The following is a 21,321-nucleotide window of genomic DNA, read 5'->3' on the forward strand; positions in this document are numbered from 1 at the left end:
GTCAGGAGACCAGGTTCGCGTACACCACGATGTTGTCCTGGTAACTGTGCTCGGCGTGGTCGAACACGCCGCCGCAGGTGATGAGGCGCAGCTGCGGCTTGTCCGTGTTGCCGAAGACGGCCTGCGTCGGGAACGTGTCCTTGGGGACCTGGTCCTTGTGGTCCACGACGAACTTCAGCTTCTTGCCGTCGCTGCGTTCGATGTCGACCTCGTCGCCCGGGTTCACGTCCTTGAGCTTGAAGAAGATGCCCGGCTTGTGGTTGCCGTCGACGTGCCCGAGCACGATCGCCGGGCCCACGTCGCCCGGCACCGGCGAAAGCCGGTACCACGCGGCCTGCATCGGGTTCTTCACCGACGGCACCGAAATCTGCCCGTCCTTGTTCGGCAGGACGGTGATCAGCGACGATTTCGCGCCGATCTTCGGGATCTCGACCGACGTCGGCCGCAGCCCGGTGAACGGCTTGGTCACCGGGACCGCCGCACTGGCCGGAGCCTGCGCGGCGGGTGCCGCCGGGGCGTCCGAACCGCACGCGCTCAGCGAGAGGGAGAGGAGCAGAGCGCCCGCGAGAGCGACGCCCTGCCCGTACTTCCTGGTCATCAGGCGGCCATGCCCCCGAAGCCGGTCTCGATGCCGTGCTTCGGCGCGTACTTCACCTGCGAGCCGCCGTGGCCGCCGGTGGTGCCGGCCGAACCAGCGCCCGCGCCGCCCGCCGGGGGAAGCTTGCCGCCGTCGGTCGGCTTGCCGCCGCAGGTCCAGACCGCGCGCACACTGCCGCTCTCGAAGGAGACGCCGTCGTGGCGCTTGACCAGCCACGCCCAGTAGCGACCATCGGTCTCGTCCTGGTGCGGGCCCTCGACGAGGTCGAAGTCGTTGGAGTGCAGGCCGGTCGGCTCGCCCGCCGCGCACGCGATCACGACGACGCCGAGGTTCTCGTCGAGGTCGACGCCGTAGCCGGTGTCGTCGACGTACGGCGGCTCCTCCGGAGTGGAGGTCTCCGAGGTCGAGGAGGTCGGCGTGGTCGGCTTGCTGGTGTCGGTCGGCTTGCCGGTCTCGGTGGGCTTGCCCGTCTCCGTCGGCTTACCGGTTTCGGTCGGCTTGCCGGTCTCCGTCGGCGCACCGGTCTCGGTCGGCTGACTGGTCTCGGTCGGCTGGCCGGTCTCGCTGGCCGGGGCCTCCGAGGCGGGAGCCGTCTCGCCCGTGGTGGCCGGAGCCGAGGCGGAGGTTTCCGGCGAGGTCTCCTCCGCGTTCGCGGCGGGCACGACGGCAAGACTGATCAGGGCGCCCGCGAGCACAGCGCCCGCGAGTCTGCCCAGAGTCTTCTTCAAGATGATTACCCCTCTGAGGAAAAGCGCGATGACCCCCACCGCGCCCGCTGATCCTGCCCAAGATTCAGCCCATAGGGGTAACCCTTTAGCTGGTGATTAACGACACCAGAGAAAGCGGTAACGAATGCCTTCCCGACGGCGATGATTTCTCCCGATTGCCGGTAATCCGACCCGTCGTGCCCATACCGTAACAGTTTCCGGGCAACCCGCACAGCCCCGTTAAAGAATGGCGGAAATCAGCCGAGCGCGGTCAGCAAATCCCGCCACAGGTCTTCCGGGTCTTCCAAACCGATGGAAAACCGGATGAGCCCTGGCGGCACGCGCTCCTCGCCGGGCAGCCACGCACGTCGTTCCACCAGGCTTTCCACCCCGCCGAGGCTCGTCGCGGGCCGGATCAACCGGACGTTCGCGCACACCTTGTCCGCAGCGTCGGCGCCGGCGACCTCGAACGCCGCCATCATCCCGAAACCGGGATAGCGGACCTTTGTTACCGCCGGGTGTTCCGCCAACCGGGACACCAGCAGTTCCGCGGTACGAGTTTGCTCGGCGAGCCGCACCGGAAGCGTCCGCAAACCACGCAACGCGAGCCACGCTTCGAGCGCACCCGGCGTCGCGCCGACCCGAGTCCGCGCCGCGCGAAGTTCGTCCACAATGTCCTGATCGACTGCGACCGCGACGCCGAGCAGAAGGTCGCTGTGTCCGCCAATGAGCTTCGTCGCGCTGTGCACGACAATGTCCGCGCCGAGCGACAGCGGTTGCTGATGCAGCGAAGTCGCGAAGGTGTTGTCGACGACGACGCGTCCCTTCGTGCCGCGCGCGATTGTCTCGATCTCCATCACGTCGAGCGTCGGGTTAGTCGGCGATTCGAGCCACAACAGATCGGCGTCGCAATCGAGCCAAGCCCGCGTGTCCGTCGGCTCCAATTCGGTGACCGTGAGGCGGCCGAGTTGCTGCGCGTGCTTCAACGCTCCGCGCGTGACTGCGTAACTGAACGAGGGAACCGCAACCGTCGACCCGACCGGCAACGAATCCAGCACCGCGGACAACGTCGCGACGCCAGACGCGAAGGAGACCGCAGTGCCGCCCTCAAGCGACCCGACGACTTCCTCGAAAGCAGCCCAGGTAGCCGTGCCGTCTGAGCGGGAATACACCGCGTCGCCGCCGGCCTCGAAAGTGCTCGTGGCCACGATCGGCGTGTTCAGCGGCTCGCCAGGGCCGTGCGGCCGGCCCGCCGCGATCGCGCGGGTCCGCGGAGTCCAGTCGTCCATGCGGACACGGTAACTTCGCGGCTGTCGGAACGGCAGGCGACGAATATCACCAGGTGGTCAGCCGTTCCACAAAGTGGACGACACCGGCGCGAAAAGAACCGCCCCGGCCGATCCTGCTGGCCGGGGCGGTCCGTGGCAACCGAACTCAGTGCGCGTAAACCTCGAACTCGTACAGCGAATACCCGTACTTGGTCCCGCGCGTAACGCCCTGCATCCGAACGAACCGCGCGTCCGAAGGCGCGAACGAGACGTTGTCCGACCCGCCGTCCCCGTCCGTCACCACAGCCGCGTCGTGCCAGTCGGTGCCGTCCGTGGACAGCTGGATCTTGTATCCCTTCCCGTACGCCTTCTCCCACGACAGCACCGCTCGCGAAACCTGCTGCACCGAGCCGAGATCCACGGTGATCGACTGGTTGTCGCTCCAGTCGCTCGCCCAGCGGGTGCCCGGGTTGCCGTCGACCGCGTTCGAAGCCGGGGAGTTGTAGAAGCCGGTTTCCGCGCTGGAAGCGTTCACCGGTTTGCCCGCCGCGAGGTTCGAGACGTTGTCGCCGCGGTGGGCGGGGTACTCCACGACCTGCTGGAACGTCGGCCGGTTCTGGGTGCTGATCTTGCCGTGCGCGATCCCGCCCAGCGGACGCTGGATCACCGTGTCGGCGCACCACTGGTCACCCGCCGAGCAGTCGCCGTCGCCGGGATACACGGTGTTCGCGGGCTGCCCGGCGGCCGTGGTCAGCGAGTCGACCAGGGTCTGCCGGCACGCGGTCAGGTCGCCGCCGCCGCAGAACTTCGCGCCAAGCGGGCCTGCGACCGGCTGTCCGAGAGCAGTGCGGATGTCCTTGCTGACGTAACCCCACCAGCCGTGCTGATAGGCCGAACCCTGGTGCGGCTGCCCGACGTGCTTGCCCGGCGTCTCGTTCTGGAAGCCGGACGGGCTTTCGTTGATCTGCAGCACGTTCGTCATCGCGCCGAACGCGTCGTCGCCCATCGCCGGTTTGAACTCGCCGGTGACCAGCAGCGGCCACCACGCGTCCATGATCCGGATCGCGTCGGCGTCGTTGTAGGTCTTGCTTCCCTGGCCGGACTCGACGCGCTGGTGTCCGTGCTCCATCCACGTCTTCAGCTTCGCTTCGGCGTCCGCCGCGGCACCGGTGAGCGGGGCCTTGTCCAGCACCTGCAACAGCAGCGGCAGCACCTTCTCCGCGCGCAGGTCAGCCAGCGCCGCGTCCTCCATCGCCTGGGTCAGGTTCACCCGGGTCACCTTGGTGCCGCTGGAAAGCAGCGCCTTGACCCGTGCATCGAGCAGATCGCCGCGGTGCACGGCGGACTTGTCCGCGCCGCCGGACGCGTAGCCGTCTGCCTGCGCGTTGTTCCAGCTGATGTAGTAGTCCTGGTTCACCGATTGCGGATGCTGCGACGCGGGCGTGTAGTCGGCCCTGTTGCCCGCCGGGTTCCAGCCCCTCCAGTCGAACCCGCGATCGCCCCACACGGGCATCATCGGGTCCACAGTGGAATTGCGCACCGGATTCGCACCCGAGTTGAAGTACGCGATGTCCTTCGAATCCGCGTAGAACCAGTTGAAGGTGAAGTTGACGTCGTTCGCGGCGCGCTGGAAGTCCGCGGCCGATTTGACGAAGCCCGGGTCGTTGAACTCCTGGAACCCGATCAGCGAATCCACCTCGTGGAAGTACGAGGACCGCAGCGACGAGTACGCCACCGGCTTCCCGTCCACCGTCGCCCGCGAGGTCACCGGGCCGTACTTCGTGCGGTAGCTGCGCAGTGTGTAGGACCCGGCGGCGGTGCCGTCCGCGACCGTCGGCGACCAGGCGTTCTTGCGCTCCACGGTGTCCATCGGGAGGCATTTGCCCTGGTAGAGGTAGTAGTTCGAGTCCTTGGTGGCCGGTTTGCCGCTCGGGTCGCACAGCGGCAGCGCGTAGGTGTCGATCATGTCCTGCGCCGCGGTCGTCGCGCTCCACGAGTAGTCCTGGCCGCGCCCGAGCAGCACGTACATGCTGAGCCCGGCGAACGACGCGCCGCGCGCGCTGATGCCCGGACCCTGGATTTCCTGCAACAGCAACAGCTGCGGAGCGAAATACCCGGTCTGCGGACCGAACACGGCGACCGGATGCCCGCTGGCGGTCTTCGCGCCGGACACCAGCAGCGCGTTGGACATGCCGTGCTTTTCCTTGAGCAGGTTGCCCGGCAGCACGCCGTTGTCGAACATGCCGCGCGCGGACTCCTGGTCCTTCGGAGCCGGAACCTTGACCTTCGCTTGCGCGGCGGCGGCCGAGCCGGTCTGGTCGAACACGAGCTGCTGGTTGGTCACCGAGCCCTTGTCCGGCAACGCCGCGCCCTGCGGGTTCGCCGGAGTGGTGCCGTACGGGAAATTCTGCCCGTCGTGCAGGGTCTTCACGGCCTCGGGATCGTCCGCGGCACGCAGGCTCTGCCACACCTTTTCGCCCTGCTCGACGCCGTACTTCTCTTGCAACGCCAGCTTCGCGACCGCGTTCTGCACCTCGCCGCCACCGCCGGCGCCGAACTGCGCGCCCACCACTGAGGCGAGCACGACGAGGTCCGTGAGCTTGAACGGTTCGATGGTGCCCGCATTGGTGATCGCGTCGACATGCCCGGTCAGCACGTACTCGCCGGGGAAGTACCGGCCGTTGTGCGAATCGGTGATGTATTTGTTGATGCCTTCGATGTAGTCCTGCGCGTCTTCGAGGCCCTGCTTGCCGCGCGGGCCGCTCGCCGCCACCGCGTCGATCTGCTGCCGCAGTTCGTCCTCGGTATAAGGCGCGGAGGCGAAGAACGACTGTTCCAGCTCGCGGTTCGCTTCCGCCCCGCCGGCGTACGACGTCAGCTGGCCGCGGCCGACCCGGCGCATGATGTCCATGAGCCACAAGCGATCCTGCGCCGCGGCGTATCCCGCGCCGTATTCGGTGCCGGACCGCGTCGTGCCCTGGATGTGCGGGACGCCGGTCGCCTTGTCACGCGTGATCGTCACGTCGTCGCGCGGTTTCAGCGTGCTCGCGACCTGGTCGGCGGGCACGCCGAAGGACGAGTCGTTGAAGAATTTGCCGATGGCGCCGGTCGTCAGCGTCTTGTAGCCGCCCGCGAGATCGGCGTATTTGCCGAGCTGGTCGTCGGCGTGCCCGGGCTGGGTGCCGAACGCCTTGTTGGCGAGGATTTCGGCGAGCGTCGCGCTGCCGTTCTCGCCTGGCGGGAGGATGTCGTTGCACTGGCCAGCGCAGTAGTCGTTGCCGGGCAACGCGGCGGAAGCCGGTGCCGCGGTCCCGATCTGCACTAGCCCGGCCGTGAGCACGGCTACCGCGCCCGCGGCCAGGATGGGAATGCGTCGTCGCATGCCACAGCTCCGTCCACGAAGGATGCCCCAGGGTGACCCAGCGCACGCTACCGACGGGTAGTGCACATGTGAAGAGTTTTCGCGTTTATCCCCTCGTTGGGAGTAGTCCGACTGGCGGTACTCCATCCGGCGCAGCATGTGCCCGATAGGTACGGTGAGCCCCATGAGCGTGGAAAAGCCCCAAGTCGAGCGCCCGGACGGACCGCCGCCCGCCGAGCTGCAGATCGACGACATCACTGTCGGCGACGGCCCCGAAGCCAAGTCGGGCAATGCGGTCAGCGTGCACTACGTCGGGGTCTCGCACTCCACCGGCGCGCAATTCGACGCCTCCTACGACCGCGGCGCGCCGCTCGATTTCCAGCTCGGCGCCGGCCAGGTCATCCCGGGCTGGGACCAGGGCGTGACCGGCATGAAGGTCGGCGGCCGCCGCCAGCTGGTCATCCCGCCGCACCTGGCTTACGGCGAGCGCGGCGCGGGCGACGTGATCGCCCCGAACGAAACGCTGATTTTCGTGGTCGATCTCGTCGGCGTGAGCTGATCGGAAAGAAACGGGGGCAGCCGGGAAAGCCCGAACGGGCAGCCCCGGCTGATCCCCCTTTCGGGGGAACCGGAAGGCGCCTAACGTTCGCATTGAGTAGTCGTCTTTCGGAGGATATTCTATGCGTTTGCGTGCTGCCCTTTCCGCTGCCTTCCTCGCCGCCGGCGCCGCGCTAGCCGTCGCGGCTCCCGCGTCCGCGGTCGCGAACGGCAACGATGTGGCGCCCGGCGAGTATCCGTTCGCGGCCAAGCTGTCCATGCCCGTCATCCCGAAGGCGGACGGCACCACCTATTCGAGCGCATGCTCGGGTTCCCTGATCGCGCCGCAGTGGATCATCACCGCCGGGCACTGTTTCCACGACGTCAATCGCAAGCCGGTTTCCGGCCCGGTGCCCTACGAGACTTCGGTGCTGCTCGGCGCGACCACCGACGAGCCGGGCAGGGGCGAGCGTCGGCAGGTCACCGAGGTACAGCAGGCGGGCATCAACGACGTCGCGCTCGCCAAGCTCGACCAGCCGGTCACCGACATCAAGCCGCTGACTGTTTCGCCCGCCGCGCCGGCCAACGGCCAGAAGGTGCTGCTCGCCGGCTGGGGCAGCCTGACCGAGGTTTCGCCGAAGCCGTCGGACAAGCTGCAGCAGGGCGAGATGCAGGTGGTCAGCTCCGACGCCACCACCGCGAGCATCATCGGCGTCTCGCCGAAGAAGGACACCAGTGCCTGCAGCTACGACTCGGGCGCGCCGTACTTCGTCGACGACGGCGACAACACCGGCCGCCTCATCTCGGTCGAGTCGACCGGCCCGGACTGCCCCCACTCCACGCCGGAGACGACCGCGCGCGTCGACATCCTCAAGGAGTGGATCGCCTCGCACACCCAGTGAGGGCAAGTCGCGAGATCGGTCGGTTTTCGTCGCCCATCAAGGGAATTCCGCATCGCGGACGGTGTCGTTAGCGTGGAAGGCCGAGTTCATCGGCGTCCGCTGGTGACCCGGACGAAGGGACAGAATGCGCGTCCGCGCCGCGATCTCCGCAGCAGTTCTCCTGCCCATCCTCACCGCGAGCCCGGCCTTGGCCGTCGCCAACGGTTCTGACGTCCCAGCAGGCCAATTCGGCTTCGCCGCGAAGCTGAGCATGACCGGAATCCCGCTGCCGAACGGAAGCACGTACTCAAGCTTCTGTTCGGCAGCGCTCGTCGCACCGCAGTGGATCGTCACCACCGGCCACTGCTTCCACGACGCGAACAAGAACCGGGTGTCCGGCCCGGTGCCATACCCGACGACGGTGTCTCTCGGCCTCGTCGACGAGACCAAGGAAAAAGGCGTCCAGCGCAAGGTCACCCAGGTGCTGCAAGCCGGCCCGAACGACGTCGCGCTGGCCCAGCTCGACAGTCCGGTCTCCGAGGTCAAGCCGCTCACGGTGAACCACCTGGTGCCAGGCGTCGGACAGCAGGTGACGCTGGCAGGCTGGGGCAGCCGGACGGCGCAGAATCCGGTGCCGTCCAAACAGTTGCAGCGGGGCACGATGAAGATCTCGTCAGTCGGCGGCACGACGGTCGGCATTCACGGCGTCGCCCCGCAAGCGTCCACCAGCGCGTGCACCTACGACACGGGCGCGCCGTACTTCACCGACGGCAAACTGATCTCGATCGAGAACAACGGCCCGGACTGCCCGCACACCGGCGCGGAAACGACGTCCCGCATCGATGTGCTCGCCGAGTGGATCGACGAGCACGCGAAGTGAGTACGGTGGAGGGGCCGTCGACCTGAGGAGAGTCGCATGCCCGAGCCGATCCTGACCGCTGTCGCCACCGCGCTGGCCACGAAGGCCGCGACCGGGCTGTATGACCTGGTCAAGCGCAAGTTCTCCGGCAACAGCAAGGCAACCGCGGAACTGGAGGCGGCCACCCCCGACAACCCGGCCACCGTCACCGCACTGGCCGAACGCCTCGACGAGGCCAGCCGCCAGGACCCGGAATTCGGCGCGGCGCTGCGCACCGAGTTCGAGGTGCACCAGGAAGCACGCAGCGGCGGGGTGACGAACCACGTGGGCACCGTGGCCGAAGGGGCCAAAGTCGTTCAGCTGCGTGACGTACAAGGCAATATCAGCCTCTGAGCCTTTTCCGGCGACCGGCACGGAGCGCGATCGGTAGGATCGCTCTCCGTGCCGTCGTCGTCCTACCCCGTGCCGCGCCGATGGCGCACTGTGCCCACGGAACGGACGCTGCTGGCGGTAGTGCACAACGTCACCGCGGCGACCCGGCTCTTGGACGTGCTGCCGTTGTTCGCCGGGGACCCCCGGGTGCAGGTGGTGTTCACCTGCCCGGATTCGAGCGCGTTCACCCGGGGGACCGAGGAGTACCTCGCCGCGCGCGGGATCCCGCTGGAACCGTGGGACGACGTCGTGACGGAGGACTTCGACTGGGCACTGGCGGCCAGTTACGGCGGGGATCTGCATAAATTGCGCGCTCCGTTGACGGTTTTGCCGCACGGAATGGGGTACAATAAGTTCTTGGAAACCGGAAACCGGAAACCGGAAACCGGAAACCGGAAACCGGAAACCGGAAACCGGAAACCGGAAACCGGTTTTCGGGTTGTCCGAGCAATGGCTGATGCGCGACGGCGAGGTGATCGCCGAACATCACGTTCTGTCCCACCCCGAACAGCTCATCCGGCTGCGCCAGTACTGTCCGGAAGCCGCTGACCACGCCGTCATCGCCGGAGACTCCTGTCTGGACCGCCTGCGCGACGCGCGTGAACTACGCGAGTCCTACCGCCAAGCTCTCGGCGTAACCGGCGAGCAGACCTTGGTGCTGATCTCGTCCACGTGGGGCCAGCTCTCGTCCTACGGATCCGGCCCAGACCTCCCCGAACGGATCGCCCGGCAACTGCCGCTGGACGAATTCGCCATCGTCCTGGCCCTGCACCCGAACATCGGCCAGGGCCATTACCCGTGGCAGCTGACAATGTGGCTGCGAAAATGCGAACGCGCGGGCGTAATCATCCTCCCGGAAGAAGATCTGTGGCAATCGGCCGCAGTAGCCGCTGACGTCACCATCGGCGACCACGGCTCCGTCACCTACTACTCCGCCTGCCTGGGCACTCCAGTTCTGCTGGCTGCCGCACCACACGACGCCGTCGATCCTGATTCCCCAGTAGCCGCCCTGCTGCGCACCGCCCCCGCGCTCACCGGCGAAAACCTGGCCGACCAGCTGCGCACCGCGACCCAGCCAGCAGCCCTGATCGCCGCGACCGAACTGGCCACCAGCGTCCCCGGCCAATCCGCGGCGTTGCTGACCGACCTCGGCTACCGCACGCTCCGACTGCCGCCACCGGCCGAACCAGCCGGATTCACCGCGTTCCCGCTGCCGCGCGTCCAGCGCCCAGAACCCGGCGCACAGTGGGTCCAGGTCCAAGGCGACGAAGTCACCAGATTCGCCGCCTCCTCCCCCGACGCACACCTAGTCGTCCACGTCGACGGCCCCGACCCACGCCTGCTGCGCCGAGCCGACATCGTGCTCGGCGACCGTTTCCCCGACCCAGCCCGCTGGATCGCCATCACGCTCGCCGAATTCCCCGGCTGCGAATGGGCCGCCTGCCCAGCCGGACCAGGCTGGCTGGCCGGCAGCCGAGACGGCCTGGTCGTCTCCTTCACCGCCACCGGCCTGCCGCAAGCCGTGCCGTCGCTGCTCTGCACGCGCGCTCGGCTAGGCCTCGATTTCCCCGAACAGCTGCCCTTCACCGCGGGCGGCCGCAAATACGAGGCCGAGCTCACTGTCCACTATGGATAGTCAGAACTGGTCGAGCCAGATCAGCAGATCGGTCGCCTCGGCGGTGAACCCGCGCAGCTGCGCAATGCTCAGCGCGTCCTCCGCGTGTGCTTTCGCTTGCTCGCGGAAACCACGGGCAAGTGCTGCCTCCGCCCTGGAACGTAGCGCCGCGATCCGCTCTCGGTGCATACCGAGCTGTTCGGCCGCCGAGTCGAGTTCCGCCAGCTCGGCCGCACCGTCCTCGAACGAACCGGCTTCGATCAGCTTCCGGCCCCGCCACAGGCGGATCTTGACCAGGTTGTCGGGCTCCTTCCCCAACTCCCGCTCCGCGCGAGCCAGCAGCACAGCTGCTTCCTCCGGAGCCGCGACCTTGGCCAGGTGCATCCGCGCGAGCGCGAGCCGACGCTCGTCTTGAATTTCCTCCGCGAGTTCAAGGCTGCGCCGAAGGTGCACCTCCGCCTGCTCCAACAACCGCGCGGCCTCCTCGAATCGCCCCTGCTGCCGGGCGAGCAGACCGGGCTCGAAGCAAGCCAGGCCGAGCGATTCCACCGCTGAAGCGTGTTCTCCAGGAGTCGCCGCCAACTCCGCCACCTTGGCGAACTCCTCTTGCGCCGCGGACCATTCCCGGCGCTGCATCCGAGCGAACCCCAGTTGAGTTCGCGCAAGCCCTTCCGCAAGCGGCATCGAAGCCGCCTGCGCGGCTTGTGCGGCGGCCTGGCTCACCGCAGCCAATTCGATCGGGTAACTGCCGTCCTTATAGACCGGCCACAACGCCATCGCCAGCCGGATGACGTCCTCGTGCGCCCCCTCCAGCAGCGCCGCCTCGGTCGCGGCCGCGAGGTTCGCTTGCTCGTCGAGCAGCCAGGCACGAGCGTCGGCCCGGTCGAAGGAACCCGCGGTAAAGCCAGGCCACACCTTTGCCGCCCAGTTACGCGGCAACGCATTCTCCGCGACAGCCAGGCTCTGTCTGGCGTAGTACCCGATCACTGCGGCGGACAGCTCGCCAGCCAGCGTCGCAGCGTGCAATCGGGCCAGTGCGGAGATCCGGTAGCGACCGCCGACGTCTTCGATCAGCTTGACCTCGACCAGGTCTTGCAACACTTCCTCGGCGTCGAACTCGTCCAGGCTGAGCACCGCGGCAACGGTCTCCGGCCGCACGTCGCCGTCGCCCGGGTGCGCACCGAAGAACCGGTACACCGCACGCGCGTCCTGGGACAACGACTCGTAGGCAGCGTCGAACACCGGGCTGGCCAGCGCACCCTTTTGCCGAATCCGTGCGATCAGCCGCCCCAGCGGCCAGTTCGGGAACCTCCGCAACAGAGAGCCCGCGACGTTCAATTCGGCGGCGGACCCGGCGCAGATCCGGATCAGTTCGTCCCTGCTCTCCGGCTCCGCGGTGAATCGTTCCTCTCCGACCAACGCGCTCAGCACGCCGAGCGCCGCCTCGCGGCTCAACGGTTCGAGATCAACTTCCCGCGCGGAGTACCGGCTCTGCAACGCCGCGAGCCCCGAGCCGACCACGAGCACGTAGGACCCGGCGCGCGTCGGCAGCAGCGGCTTCACCTCGGCCGCGCTCAACGCGTCGTCGACCAGCAGCCCGACCCGGAACTTCGCGGTCTGGGCACGCCACATCGCCGATCGTGCTTCGAGGCTCGCCGGCATCTCGTCCGGCTGATACCCCACCATGGACAGCAGTTCGGCCAGCACATCGGTGCCCGCCCGATGCCCCAGTCGCACCGAGAAGAACCGGTCGAAGCCGTCCAGGTGCTGGTGAAACCAGGTTTCGCACAGGGTGGTGCGCCCACTGCCCGGCGCGCCCCGCACGATCGCGATCGTGACTCGATCGAGCGCCTCGTCGTGGATCCGGGTGAGCGCGGCCAGTTGGCTCTCGTTGTTCCGGTAGTGCTCCGGAGGTGCCGCCGCCTGCAACGACGGCACTGCGGGTTCCCGCGGTTCGCTGAAATACACGTTGCCGTAGATGTTCCGCGCCTGGAGGACCGTGTCCGCCTGGCCGTCGAAGTAGTTCCCGTCGCGCACCGTTTCCCCCGCCCAGCTGGTCCAGTCCAAGGCTACCGGAAATGTCACAGTCCGTGTCCAGAACTTCACCCCGGCCTGCCTCGGCGACTCAGCCCGCCGAGAACAGCGCCATCGCCCCGTCTTTCCCAGTACAGACAAGCCGGCGACGGACTCCATTGCGGGCAGTTCTTCCCCTGCCCAAGCCACACCTCCACCGCGATCTCGCCGCTGTACCGCGTCAACCGCTCCGCCACCGAAAACGCCTGCCCGCCGCGCGGCCCGCCAGCCATCGCAATCACCTTGCCCCGCCGGTTGCGAACGCCGACGAAATCCCACGCTGCCACCACCGGCAAGACAAGCTGGGCCAGCACCTCAAGCACGACCTCCGCGACGCACCCCAGCGACCGGTCCCGCGAGCCTGATGCCCCCTGGCCAGCCGAACCTTGCCCCGCCCGGCTGCCCCGCACCGGCTCGCCCCAGCCAGCTTCGAAAGTACGACCTGACCCGATTCTCCATCAGCCCCTGGCCGTGTACTTGCTCAACGTGCGGTGATGGGAAGAAGAGCCGAAATACAATGATCAGGTTAATTGGATTGAGGAGCATCGCAACGACCGGAAGCCCGGAGCTGCCAGGTGTTTGGCGGCGGTCAAGGCGAGGCGGTCGGGCCAGCACCGGACGCGCACGTCGTCCGGGTCCCACCTCCCCGAGACCTTGTTCCCGGGCATGCCTCCGTTCGTTGACTCCGTACAGGACCGTCAGCTGGCCAACAAGGGCATCGCCGCGGAGAACGCGGAGGTCGTTCGCCTGAAACGGTGCGCCATCCCGCGTCGCTCTCCCCGCTTGCCAACGTGTTCGGGCGTAATCCATCGCCGGGCCGACATCCCTCCCGACAGCCCGTTGCCTCTCTTTATGCAGCAGATCCGGACAAAAAGCAAAGACCTCCAGGATGACTTGACTATCGGTTGCGATCTGAGTCGTTCGGGTGATCTTGCCGCCCGAACCCGGCTTCGCCACGACCGCCGCAGGTCGTTCACCGCACTGGCCGAACGGACGGGACTGTCCCGGCAGACCGTGATGGACATCGAGCACAGCAAACCCGTCTGGACCCTGGCGACCGGGCTCTCCTACGACCAGTTGTTCTCCCCGATGTGCAACGGCCACAAGCCGCCGCGCACGGAACCAGACGCCCGCTGACTGCAAAACAGCCCTGTGCCGCCAGCCGAAGCCGCCCGAATCGCAGGCACCACTCCGGTCGCACCCCGATCTCCGCAGTTCACGGGACACAGGGTGGCGGTTTGGCTACCATCGGTTCGGCTCAGTGAAGCTATGGGCGGGGCTAGCCGCAAGGGGAGGATGCAGATGGCTGGACAGGCGACACCACCAGGCGATACCGGTGCGATCGGAATGCTCACCGGAGCGAGCTTTTTCGTCGCCGACGGCCCGTCCGGAGGCGGTGGCGGCGCGTCCGGCGGAGGCGGTGCACCCGGCTTCTATCTGAGCAAGGACGCCATGACCGCCGAACTCACGAACCTCCAGAACCTGCAGACGCGCATCGATTCTCAAATCGAAAAGGCCGTCCCAATGTGGAGCATCGTGCCGCCCGGGAAAGACCCGGCTTCGCTGCGGAACACCGACGCCAGCAACAACTCGGGGAACTACTACCGCGGCCACCTGATGCGGCAAAGCGCCTACCTCGGCTCCGTCATTCAGAAGATGAAAGACGCCCTTGGCATCCACGACGCGCACGACCAGCAAGCAGGCAAGGACATCACCAAACAGGGCGAAGGACACTTCTGATGCGTTCGACCGGTTTCCGGATTTCGTTGCTGGCGTTGGCGCTGACCGCCGGGCTGGTGGCGTGCAGCGGAAGCGGCGGGAAAGCCGACCCTCCGGGGCAGCCGCTGCCCAGTTCCGGATCATCAAGCGGCGATGCTCAGCAGCCTTCCTCAGCAGCCCCGAAGATCGCGAACCCGCTGCCCGCATCGGTCGTCCAGGGCGATCCCTGCAAGGTGCTGACGGATGCGCAAGTGAAAGCCCTGTTCTCCGGTGCGTCGCCTGCGGTGCAACCGTCCGAGGACACGGGCGTCGCCAAGCAATGCCGCTGGTCCAATCCGAGCCGGGGTTCGGGCATCGGCGTGCAGCTCGTGTACGCGTGGAAAGACGGCCTCGGCCACGTCTACGCGAAGAAAAACGAGGGATTCTTCAAAGAGCTGGCTCCCGTCCAGGGCTACCCGGTTGTCGCCTACGGGCCGAGTGACGACCGCTCGACCGGGCGGTGCAGCGTCGCCATCGGCATCGCAGACGACGCCGCATTCGAGATCGACGTCAAGCTGGCCAACGACCAGGTCGGATCGTCGGCCGATCCCTGCCAAGACGCCCAGCACGTCGCCGACCTCGCCGTCACCACGCTGAAGGGCGGTGCGTGACGATGAGCTTCATCGCGGACAGGTTCAACGAGTTCCTGAAGCAGATGCAGGCCGAGGGGAACATCGTCCTTCCGGGCGAGCTGGTGCGTCGAGTGAAAGCCGGGCCTGGGCCAGACAGTCTCGGGCAGGCTCAGCACGCCGCGTTGCAGCAATCGACTGAGCAGCAGGGCATCGAGTCCGACACCCTGACGGCGGTCGGCCGGCTGGAGGCAGCCTGGTCAGGGCAGAGCGGCGACGCGGCACGGGGATCGTTGAAGCCGTTGGCGGACGTGGCGACCTCTGCGTCGCTGGCATTGCACGACAGTCAGAACACCCTCGCCGACCAAGGGCATGCGTTCACCTCGACCCGGGATTCGATGCAGGACGTGTCCGACGATCCGCCGTCCCGGTCCGGGTGGGACGTGGCGACTCCGTGGGACACCGACAACGAAGACAAGATCAACCAGCGGAATGCCGCCGTCCAGCAGAACAACTCCCGGTACCAGGAGTACACCAGCACCAGCGACGGCCACGCGCAAAAGATGCCGGTCGACTACGGGCAAGTCCCCGATTCCTCCGACGGCACCTACGGCCTCGCCCCGGGACAGGGACCGGTCGAGCACCCGGTGGACCCGCACAAGAAGAACAGCTTCACCCCCTACCCGCCCAGCCATTCCTACGGCCCGGCCGACCGGTCCGGCACGGGGACCGCGCCGCAGCCAGGGTCGTATGCGCCGCAGCCTGGGCACGGCGGGGTGCCCGGCGGCCAGCAACCGTCTCAGCCCTACGCGCCCGCGGCCGCGTACGACGACGGCACCCGCACGTCCGGCTACGTCCCTCCCAGCTCGACCGGCGTCGGCAACGCGCCCCTTCAGTTCGGCCCTGGCGGCACCGCCTATGTGCCCAGCACCGCGCCGGGCGGTTCCAGCAGCTACAACAGCCCCGGTTACCTCGGCGGCGTGCCCGCGTCCTTCGGGCCCGTCGGTGGAACCGGAGCACCCGGTTCGGGCGGCAGCGGACCAGGTGGCCCTGGCTCATTCGTTCGCGGCGGCTCGGGAGGAGCGGCCGGTCAGGGCGGGTCAAGCGGCGCGGGCCGGTTCGGCGAACCGGAGCCCGGTGCGCGCGGCGGAGCAGCGGGCACCGGTGTTCCCGGAGCCAAGGGCGCGAACGGCATGCCGATGGCCGGAGGCGCGGGCAAGGGCGGCAAAGGCGAAGAGGACAAGGAAAAGAAGGCCGCGTCCTACTTGCAGGAAGCCGACCCGAATTCCTTGTTCGGCTACGACGGCAAGGCCACGCCGCCGGTCATCGGCAAGTAAGCAGCATCAGCTGTATCGAGGGGAGACAACGTGATGCTGCTCGACGGACCAGTGGCACTGCCGCGCCTGGCGGTCGCGAAAGCCTGGGAATGGGAACGGATCGGCCCGACGCATCCGGTGCTGGGCATTGTCGACGTCTGGGTCGAGGACGGCGCCGCCGCGCGCCTGGACGACCTCACCCGGCAGGTGCTGGCCGAGCCCGGGTTCTACAACCTGCGGACCGGCCGGGTCACCGGGGAGTTCCGCGACCTGATGCTGGCGATCGCGAACGCCGACGCCGAATGCTACGGCTGGTCGGCCGACCGGCACGGCCGCGACCGCGCCCTGCTCGCGGTCCTGACCGGCCGCAGCGCCGTGCTGGCCACCGTCGAGGACGAGCAGCTCACCCTGACAGCGATCGGCGCGAATCAGCTGGTCCGCGCCGTCGTCGACGGGCTGCCGGACTTCCCGGCCGCGAACATCAACGAGATCACCGTCCCGAAAGCCGAGTACGACCGGGGCCAGAGCAACGACTCGTACACATTGGACACCAGCAGCGACTACACCGTCACCAGCCCGGTCGACCAACTCCGTGCTCTGATGACGTCGCGGCGGGAAGCCAGCCACCAGCTGTTCGTCGCTGCTCGCACCGGCAGCGGGCGGTCCGCCAGCATGCCGCTGACCGCAGTGGACAGCCTCGACCACGGCCGCGTCCTCACCTACCTCCGGGACAACGCCCACGGCGAGGTCGACATCGCCTGCGGACCCGGCAACCCCGAATACATCACCGGAACACTCGAAAACACTCTCCGCTTGCTCCGCGGCTAACACGCTCGTGGAGAGGGCGGGCCCGTGCGCAGGTGCAGCCGAACAGTCAGCACTAGCCAAATTGAAGGCAAAAGACGATTGAGGGGGCGGGAAATGGTTCATCAAGGCAAAGAATTCGGCGTCGACCTGTATGAACTGGAAAAAGTGGCCAAGGTCGACTTCCCGGTGGTCTCAGCCGACTACGGCGACGCGATCGGCAGCTGCGATCGCGTCCTCGGCGGGGCCGATCGCGCCATGCGTCGCCCGGAGCAGTTCGGCGGCGGTGCACTCGGTCCGGTGCACCAGGCATATCTCGATCTCCACGAGACCATGACCGGGTTCCTCAAGGAAACCAAAACGAACCTGGACGACACCGCCGCAGCGCTGGGCACAGCAGCCCAGCACTACGCGGGAACTGACCAATCCGCAAGCGACGAACTGCATCGCCGCGCGCGACTCGACCAGGCCCTGGACGGCAAGCTGTGACCTTCGACCAGCTGATGCAACACGCGAAAGACATCAAGGACAAAGCTGTCGAGCTGGCCATCAAGGACCACGATCAGAGGTACGCGACCCAATCCGGGGTCATTCGTGACCCTGAACCGTTCAGACAGCACTACGCATTTATCGAATCGATGTTCGAGCCGTTCTCCAGAATGCCCGACCCCGCAGGCTACGATCCGCTGATCGCCGATCTGAACGCGGCCATGGCCAAGCTGAACACCGGGTCGGTCCACACGACCGAACTCACCAGCAACGTCACCCTGGCCAACCCGAATCTGGACAAGATGACCACCGACGGCGGCTACCTGCAAGGCTGGACCGGCGAGGCCGCCATGGCGTTCAAAGCAAACTTCATCGACACCTTCAAAACGGTCGCCGGGAACCAGTTCACCGTGCTGTCCACCCTCAAAGGCGTGCTCCAAGCGCACCAGGCGATGTGGGCCAAAGCTCGTGACGATATCGACAAGATCGCGGAGAACACGAAGAACGCACTGGACAACGCTGGCGGTTGCGGCAAGAACCAGTGGACTTTCGGGTTCTCGGTGCTCTCCGCGGTCGGCGCGATCGGCGGCGTCGTCGTCGCTATCGCAACTGGGGGCGTCGTGCCGCTCGCCGCCATCGGAGCAGCCGCCTCAATAGGCAGTGCGGGCATAGCCAACATCACCGCATCCGGCGACTCGGTCGACACGATCATCAACTCGATGAAGCAGGCGGCAGACGACCTCACCCGGCACATCCAGGAGGTCGAGACGCAGCAAATCGCCGACAAGGTGCGAGCGCTGACCGATGCCGTGCGCGCGAACAAGGACAAGCTCGTCTCCGCCCGCCCGAAGCTCGCCGGGATGAACGAACACGACCTGGCCAGCGACACCGGCATGGGCCGGTCGGACTGACGACAGGAGGGGAACGTGATGGATTTGGCCGAGAGGCTCGACGGCATTCGAGTCCGCGTACACGCGCCCGGGACCGAGATCGAAGCGGAGCTGCGCCGGCGCACGGACATCACCGTGTCGTTCGGGGAAAGCGTCTACGAATTCATCGACGAATCCGCGCTGGAGAACGCACTGGCCAGCATCGCACGACTCCTGTGGGCCGGATGGCAGCGACAGTACCGGGCAGCGATCGACGAGACGGACCTGAACATCGATGCCGATGATCTTCGTGATTCGAACTTCTTCGCCGACCGGGCCCAGGTCGAGGCGATCGGGAAGTCGAGCGACGAGCGGATCACGATCTCCGCAATAGGCATGGAGAACTTCTCGGTGCACGTCAAGCCCGGCACCATGCGGGACGTGCCGGAGGAGCAGTTCGCCGCAGGCGCATCCGAAGCAGCCGCGAAGCTGATCCAGGACTTCCAGTCCCAGGTGGACGAGCTGAAGAAGCGGTACTACGAATGACCAAACGCAAACTCCTCCTGGTCACGGTCGTCGCGCTGCTGGTAGTAGCTGCTGGCGTTGTCGCGGTGGTGCTGACCACCCGAGGCGGCGGATCGGCGGCACAGCCCTGCGACATCCCGAATTCGGTGCGGGAACAACCGGTGTCGGCGAAGACCGGGCCCACCGGGGGCGGGATCGAAGTCGTGGAAAAAGGCGTGTCGTCGTCCGGTCTGGCGAGCATGGGAGCGGTGCTGCGCAACACCAGCGACCGCATCGCCTACCGAACCAAAGTCGCGCTCAAAGTAGTCGTCTCGGTCAACGGTCTTCCGCCCGGTCCTATCCAAGGTGCCCCGATGACCATGGAGATCCCTGTGATGCGTCCGGGCGAACGCATCGGCATCGGGAGGACGCTCATCAACGTCGGCGGGAACGACAAGGTCGACTCGGCCGATATCGACGTCCAGACCACGACCTGGCTGCCGAACGTCGCGCTCGGCTCGTTCTCCCCGGCGACAACCATCTACGAATCCACCAGCCGAGTACCGGCATCCCCTCCGGCCGACGCCATCCGCTACACCGAAAAATCGACCAACTGCCGAGCATTGTCCAGCCGCCGCACCGCCGTCGTGTTCCGCGACGCGAGCGGCAAGATCGTGGGAGGGGACCTGGTCCCGCCCGACGGCAAAGGCAACCCGGTGGGAAGTCCTCAGCAGCCTCCGGCAAGTCCGTCATGCTCGCCTGGTGAGCGCAGCACCTGGATCGTGCCGCTCCAGCACATCCCGCAGAACACCGACGACAAACGGACGGAGCTGTACTCGTACTGCGACCTCAACGTCCCTCGGCCCGACGTCAACGACGTGTTCTGACTCGCGAGCCGAGGAAGCTCATAGTGGCGGGCAAGGCCGACGAACGCGACCACCTGCCGCGAAAGCCCAGTGCGTCATTGCCGATAGAGCCAGTCACATAGCCGACCTGGTTCGCGCTTGAACGACTCCCCCCGAGCACGGCATGACGCTGGAGCGTCGCCGCGCAGCCCGAAATGTTTCGCCGTGCTACAGCCGCGTTCCGTCCAGCAGCGCGGCGGAAAGGATTGGCAATGGACGAGATCGTGCATTGGCTGCTGGCGCAGCTCTACAACGGTATCGACCTCGCCGTGCCGTGGTGGCCGGTTCGGTACACGGCATATGTGGTGGCCACAGCGGCTCTGGTGTCGTTCCTTGCGCGCAGGGCATGGAAGGTGCTGTTCCGGGTGCAGTGGCGGGTGAGCAGTCACCGGGTCTCCCTGTGGTGGACTGTTCGGCTCGGTGGCCGGTTGCTGCGGGTGGGCGGAGCGCGGCCCGGCCAAATCGATGCTGTCCCGGACAGTTCCCGCACAATGCGGGCGTGTTGGAGGGCCGGGCAAGCGCTTGCGCCCCCGCACATCCCTCTGGCGCGGTTGGAGCGCCATGCTTTCCGTGCGGTCGCAGTGAATCGAGTACTCGCATGGGGCGCGAGACTTCTGTTCCTGGCTGGCCGGTGGAACACGATGGTGTCCCTCGCGACCGCAATGGCCGCAGCGATGTGGCTTCGCCCGCCTTGGGTCTCCGTTCCCGAGGCATGGCGACAGATCGTCGAGATGTACGTGTGGACGACGAACCGGCCTCTGCCCTCAGTCCTAGGAGCGATCACGGCGGTGGTCGCCGTTGTGGTAGTCGCGAGTCGAGGCGGGCTGCTGGATCGACTACGGTAAAGGGAGGAGAGCACCCGCGGAGCGATTCGCCACCTGAACGGACTCTGCGGTGCATTGTCTGACCTCGCCCAGGCTGCCTACGCTGCCCGAGATGCCGTTGTCGACACGATTAACCGGGAAAATCGGATCGCTCGATGGGTGGCCGAAGCCAGCCGGTACACCGTTTCCTGGGACGAGCGGACGGGCCGCCTGGACTACCGGCGCAGGCCCGTGATTCCCGCCCGGTTTCTCGGTGAACGCCAGCCGCGCGCAGCGGAGAAGGAGGTCGACGATGCATTCGATCGCGTCGCCGTTGTCCTCAAGGAGGTGAGGACGGCGGGTTTGGCTTGGTCCGCCGAACGCTTGATGCAGCCGGTTATCGCGGAGGCGATGAAGATAGGCGTGACTCGTTGGTTGACGCTTGATACGTACCGCTTCCAGCTCGGAGCTGCATCTGCGCGCACCGAGCAGGAGAAGGGGTTCGTTGAATATCTGAAACGCAAGTTCGATGAAACCGGGTACGACGAACCGGGCGATCAGCGTGTCCTCCTGGAGCCGTGTCGAGAGGCCGCACGAGAGCTTGACAGCCAAGCCCTCGGGAATATTTTCACCCGTCACCGCATCAATGTGATTTGCCGCTACCTCCGACGGCGGCAAGGCGGGGGCTGGACGACACGTTTTGCGATGGCCTTCGCAAAATGAGGAATCCGAGCCGACGCGGGCTGTTAGCATCGTGGGTCACTCTGGACCGAACTGTGAGCCGTCCCCATGTACTGCATGATGGCTTCCGTCCGTGGCCGCGAAATCCGGGAGAGCGCCGCAGACCGGCGGCTACACCCCTGCAAACCGGAAAGCTTCGTCTGGCCACTGTGGCAACGCGACATCGACGTCATCGGCGACCTGCACCCCAATCAGCGCGGAACCGCCCCCGGGCCGAAACCCGGCATGATCT

22 protein-coding genes are annotated in these 21,321 nt (G+C 66.9%); 16 read left to right on the forward strand and 6 right to left on the reverse strand.

Going from position 1 to position 21,321, the window contains the following annotated elements; all coding sequences use genetic code 11:
* Position 1 precedes the first annotated feature (1 nt).
* From BM362_RS04225 to BM362_RS04245, 4 genes are all read right to left on the reverse strand, one after another.
* A complete protein-coding gene (locus tag BM362_RS04225; RefSeq protein WP_093572248.1) occupies positions 2–598 on the reverse strand; it encodes a class F sortase in 597 nt (198 codons plus the stop codon).
* Positions 598–1,326 carry a hypothetical protein gene (locus BM362_RS47270; RefSeq protein ID WP_167545200.1) on the reverse strand — a complete coding sequence of 243 codons (729 nt, stop codon included), beginning with the start codon at positions 1,324–1,326 and terminating at the stop codon, positions 598–600. Before BM362_RS47270 ends, BM362_RS04225 begins: the two co-directional genes overlap by 1 nt.
* A 236-nt stretch (positions 1,327–1,562) precedes the next feature.
* Positions 1,563–2,594 carry a trans-sulfuration enzyme family protein gene (locus tag BM362_RS04240; protein ID WP_093572251.1) on the reverse strand — a complete coding sequence of 344 codons (1,032 nt, stop codon included), beginning with the start codon at positions 2,592–2,594 and terminating at the stop codon, positions 1,563–1,565.
* Positions 2,595–2,739: 145 nt separating this feature from the next.
* Complete coding sequence (locus BM362_RS04245; RefSeq protein ID WP_093572252.1) at positions 2,740–5,955, reverse strand: penicillin acylase family protein; 3,216 nt, start codon at positions 5,953–5,955, stop codon at positions 2,740–2,742.
* Between the two features lie 163 nt (positions 5,956–6,118).
* Between BM362_RS04245 and BM362_RS04250 the strand changes: the two genes are divergently transcribed.
* From BM362_RS04250 to BM362_RS04270, 5 genes are all read left to right on the forward strand, one after another.
* Positions 6,119–6,493 (forward strand): FKBP-type peptidyl-prolyl cis-trans isomerase, encoded by a 375-nt coding sequence (locus BM362_RS04250; RefSeq protein ID WP_067578409.1) that lies wholly within the window; start codon positions 6,119–6,121, stop codon positions 6,491–6,493.
* A gap of 121 nt (positions 6,494–6,614) precedes the next feature.
* The gene (locus BM362_RS04255; protein ID WP_093572253.1) at positions 6,615–7,373 is read left to right on the forward strand and encodes a S1 family peptidase; all 759 of its coding nucleotides are present in this window, start codon (positions 6,615–6,617) and stop codon (positions 7,371–7,373) included.
* 124 nt (positions 7,374–7,497) lie between these two features.
* Positions 7,498–8,232 (forward strand): S1 family peptidase, encoded by a 735-nt coding sequence (locus tag BM362_RS04260; protein ID WP_093572254.1) that lies wholly within the window; start codon positions 7,498–7,500, stop codon positions 8,230–8,232.
* Between the two features lie 36 nt (positions 8,233–8,268).
* Entirely contained in the window at positions 8,269–8,604 is a 336-nt protein-coding gene (locus tag BM362_RS04265; RefSeq protein ID WP_093572255.1) for a hypothetical protein, read from the forward strand.
* A 496-nt stretch (positions 8,605–9,100) separates the two neighbouring features.
* Positions 9,101–10,279 carry a hypothetical protein gene (locus tag BM362_RS04270; RefSeq protein ID WP_167545201.1) on the forward strand — a complete coding sequence of 393 codons (1,179 nt, stop codon included), beginning with the start codon at positions 9,101–9,103 and terminating at the stop codon, positions 10,277–10,279.
* On the opposite strand, the gene BM362_RS04275 is transcribed toward BM362_RS04270, so the two are convergent.
* A complete protein-coding gene (locus tag BM362_RS04275; protein WP_143132376.1) occupies positions 10,280–12,343 on the reverse strand; it encodes an ATP-binding protein in 2,064 nt (687 codons plus the stop codon). It abuts the gene before it with no gap.
* A 17-nt stretch (positions 12,344–12,360) separates the two neighbouring features.
* Positions 12,361–12,654 carry a hypothetical protein gene (locus BM362_RS46775; RefSeq protein ID WP_143132377.1) on the reverse strand — a complete coding sequence of 98 codons (294 nt, stop codon included), beginning with the start codon at positions 12,652–12,654 and terminating at the stop codon, positions 12,361–12,363.
* Positions 12,655–13,183: 529 nt separating this feature from the next.
* On the opposite strand from BM362_RS46775, the gene BM362_RS46780 reads away from it, so the two are divergent.
* From BM362_RS46780 to BM362_RS04330, 11 genes are all read left to right on the forward strand, one after another.
* On the forward strand, positions 13,184–13,468 hold the full coding sequence (locus tag BM362_RS46780) for a hypothetical protein (protein ID WP_143132378.1): 285 nt from the start codon (positions 13,184–13,186) through the stop codon (positions 13,466–13,468).
* 165 nt (positions 13,469–13,633) lie between these two features.
* Positions 13,634–14,071, forward strand: a complete 438-nt coding sequence (locus BM362_RS04285) for a hypothetical protein (RefSeq protein WP_143132379.1) — start codon at positions 13,634–13,636, stop codon at positions 14,069–14,071.
* Positions 14,071–14,700, forward strand: coding sequence for a DUF3558 domain-containing protein (locus BM362_RS04290; protein ID WP_067578396.1), 630 nt, complete (start codon positions 14,071–14,073; stop codon positions 14,698–14,700). Before BM362_RS04285 ends, BM362_RS04290 begins: the two co-directional genes overlap by 1 nt.
* Before the next feature lie 2 nt (positions 14,701–14,702).
* Positions 14,703–15,995, forward strand: coding sequence for a hypothetical protein (locus BM362_RS04295; protein WP_093572259.1), 1,293 nt, complete (start codon positions 14,703–14,705; stop codon positions 15,993–15,995).
* 33 nt (positions 15,996–16,028) lie between these two features.
* Entirely contained in the window at positions 16,029–16,802 is a 774-nt protein-coding gene (locus BM362_RS04300) for an ESX secretion-associated protein EspG (RefSeq protein ID WP_093572260.1), read from the forward strand.
* A gap of 93 nt (positions 16,803–16,895) precedes the next feature.
* Positions 16,896–17,267, forward strand: coding sequence for a hypothetical protein (locus BM362_RS04305; RefSeq protein ID WP_093572261.1), 372 nt, complete (start codon positions 16,896–16,898; stop codon positions 17,265–17,267).
* On the forward strand, positions 17,264–18,178 hold the full coding sequence (locus tag BM362_RS04310) for a hypothetical protein (RefSeq protein ID WP_093572262.1): 915 nt from the start codon (positions 17,264–17,266) through the stop codon (positions 18,176–18,178). Before BM362_RS04305 ends, BM362_RS04310 begins: the two co-directional genes overlap by 4 nt.
* Positions 18,179–18,196: 18 nt before the next feature.
* Entirely contained in the window at positions 18,197–18,682 is a 486-nt protein-coding gene (locus BM362_RS04315; RefSeq protein WP_244287037.1) for a hypothetical protein, read from the forward strand.
* Positions 18,679–19,527: a hypothetical protein gene (locus BM362_RS04320; RefSeq protein ID WP_093572264.1), complete on the forward strand. Its 849-nt coding sequence runs from the start codon at positions 18,679–18,681 to the stop codon at positions 19,525–19,527. The genes BM362_RS04315 and BM362_RS04320 overlap by 4 nt, the downstream gene beginning before the upstream one ends.
* A 230-nt stretch (positions 19,528–19,757) precedes the next feature.
* Positions 19,758–20,390, forward strand: coding sequence for a hypothetical protein (locus BM362_RS04325; protein ID WP_093572265.1), 633 nt, complete (start codon positions 19,758–19,760; stop codon positions 20,388–20,390).
* 54 nt (positions 20,391–20,444) lie between these two features.
* Positions 20,445–21,071 (forward strand): hypothetical protein, encoded by a 627-nt coding sequence (locus BM362_RS04330; protein ID WP_143132381.1) that lies wholly within the window; start codon positions 20,445–20,447, stop codon positions 21,069–21,071.
* Positions 21,072–21,321 lie beyond the last annotated feature (250 nt).

Source organism: Amycolatopsis rubida (assembly GCF_900115345.1).
GTDB classification, from domain to species: Bacteria; Actinomycetota; Actinomycetes; order Mycobacteriales; family Pseudonocardiaceae; genus Amycolatopsis; species Amycolatopsis rubida.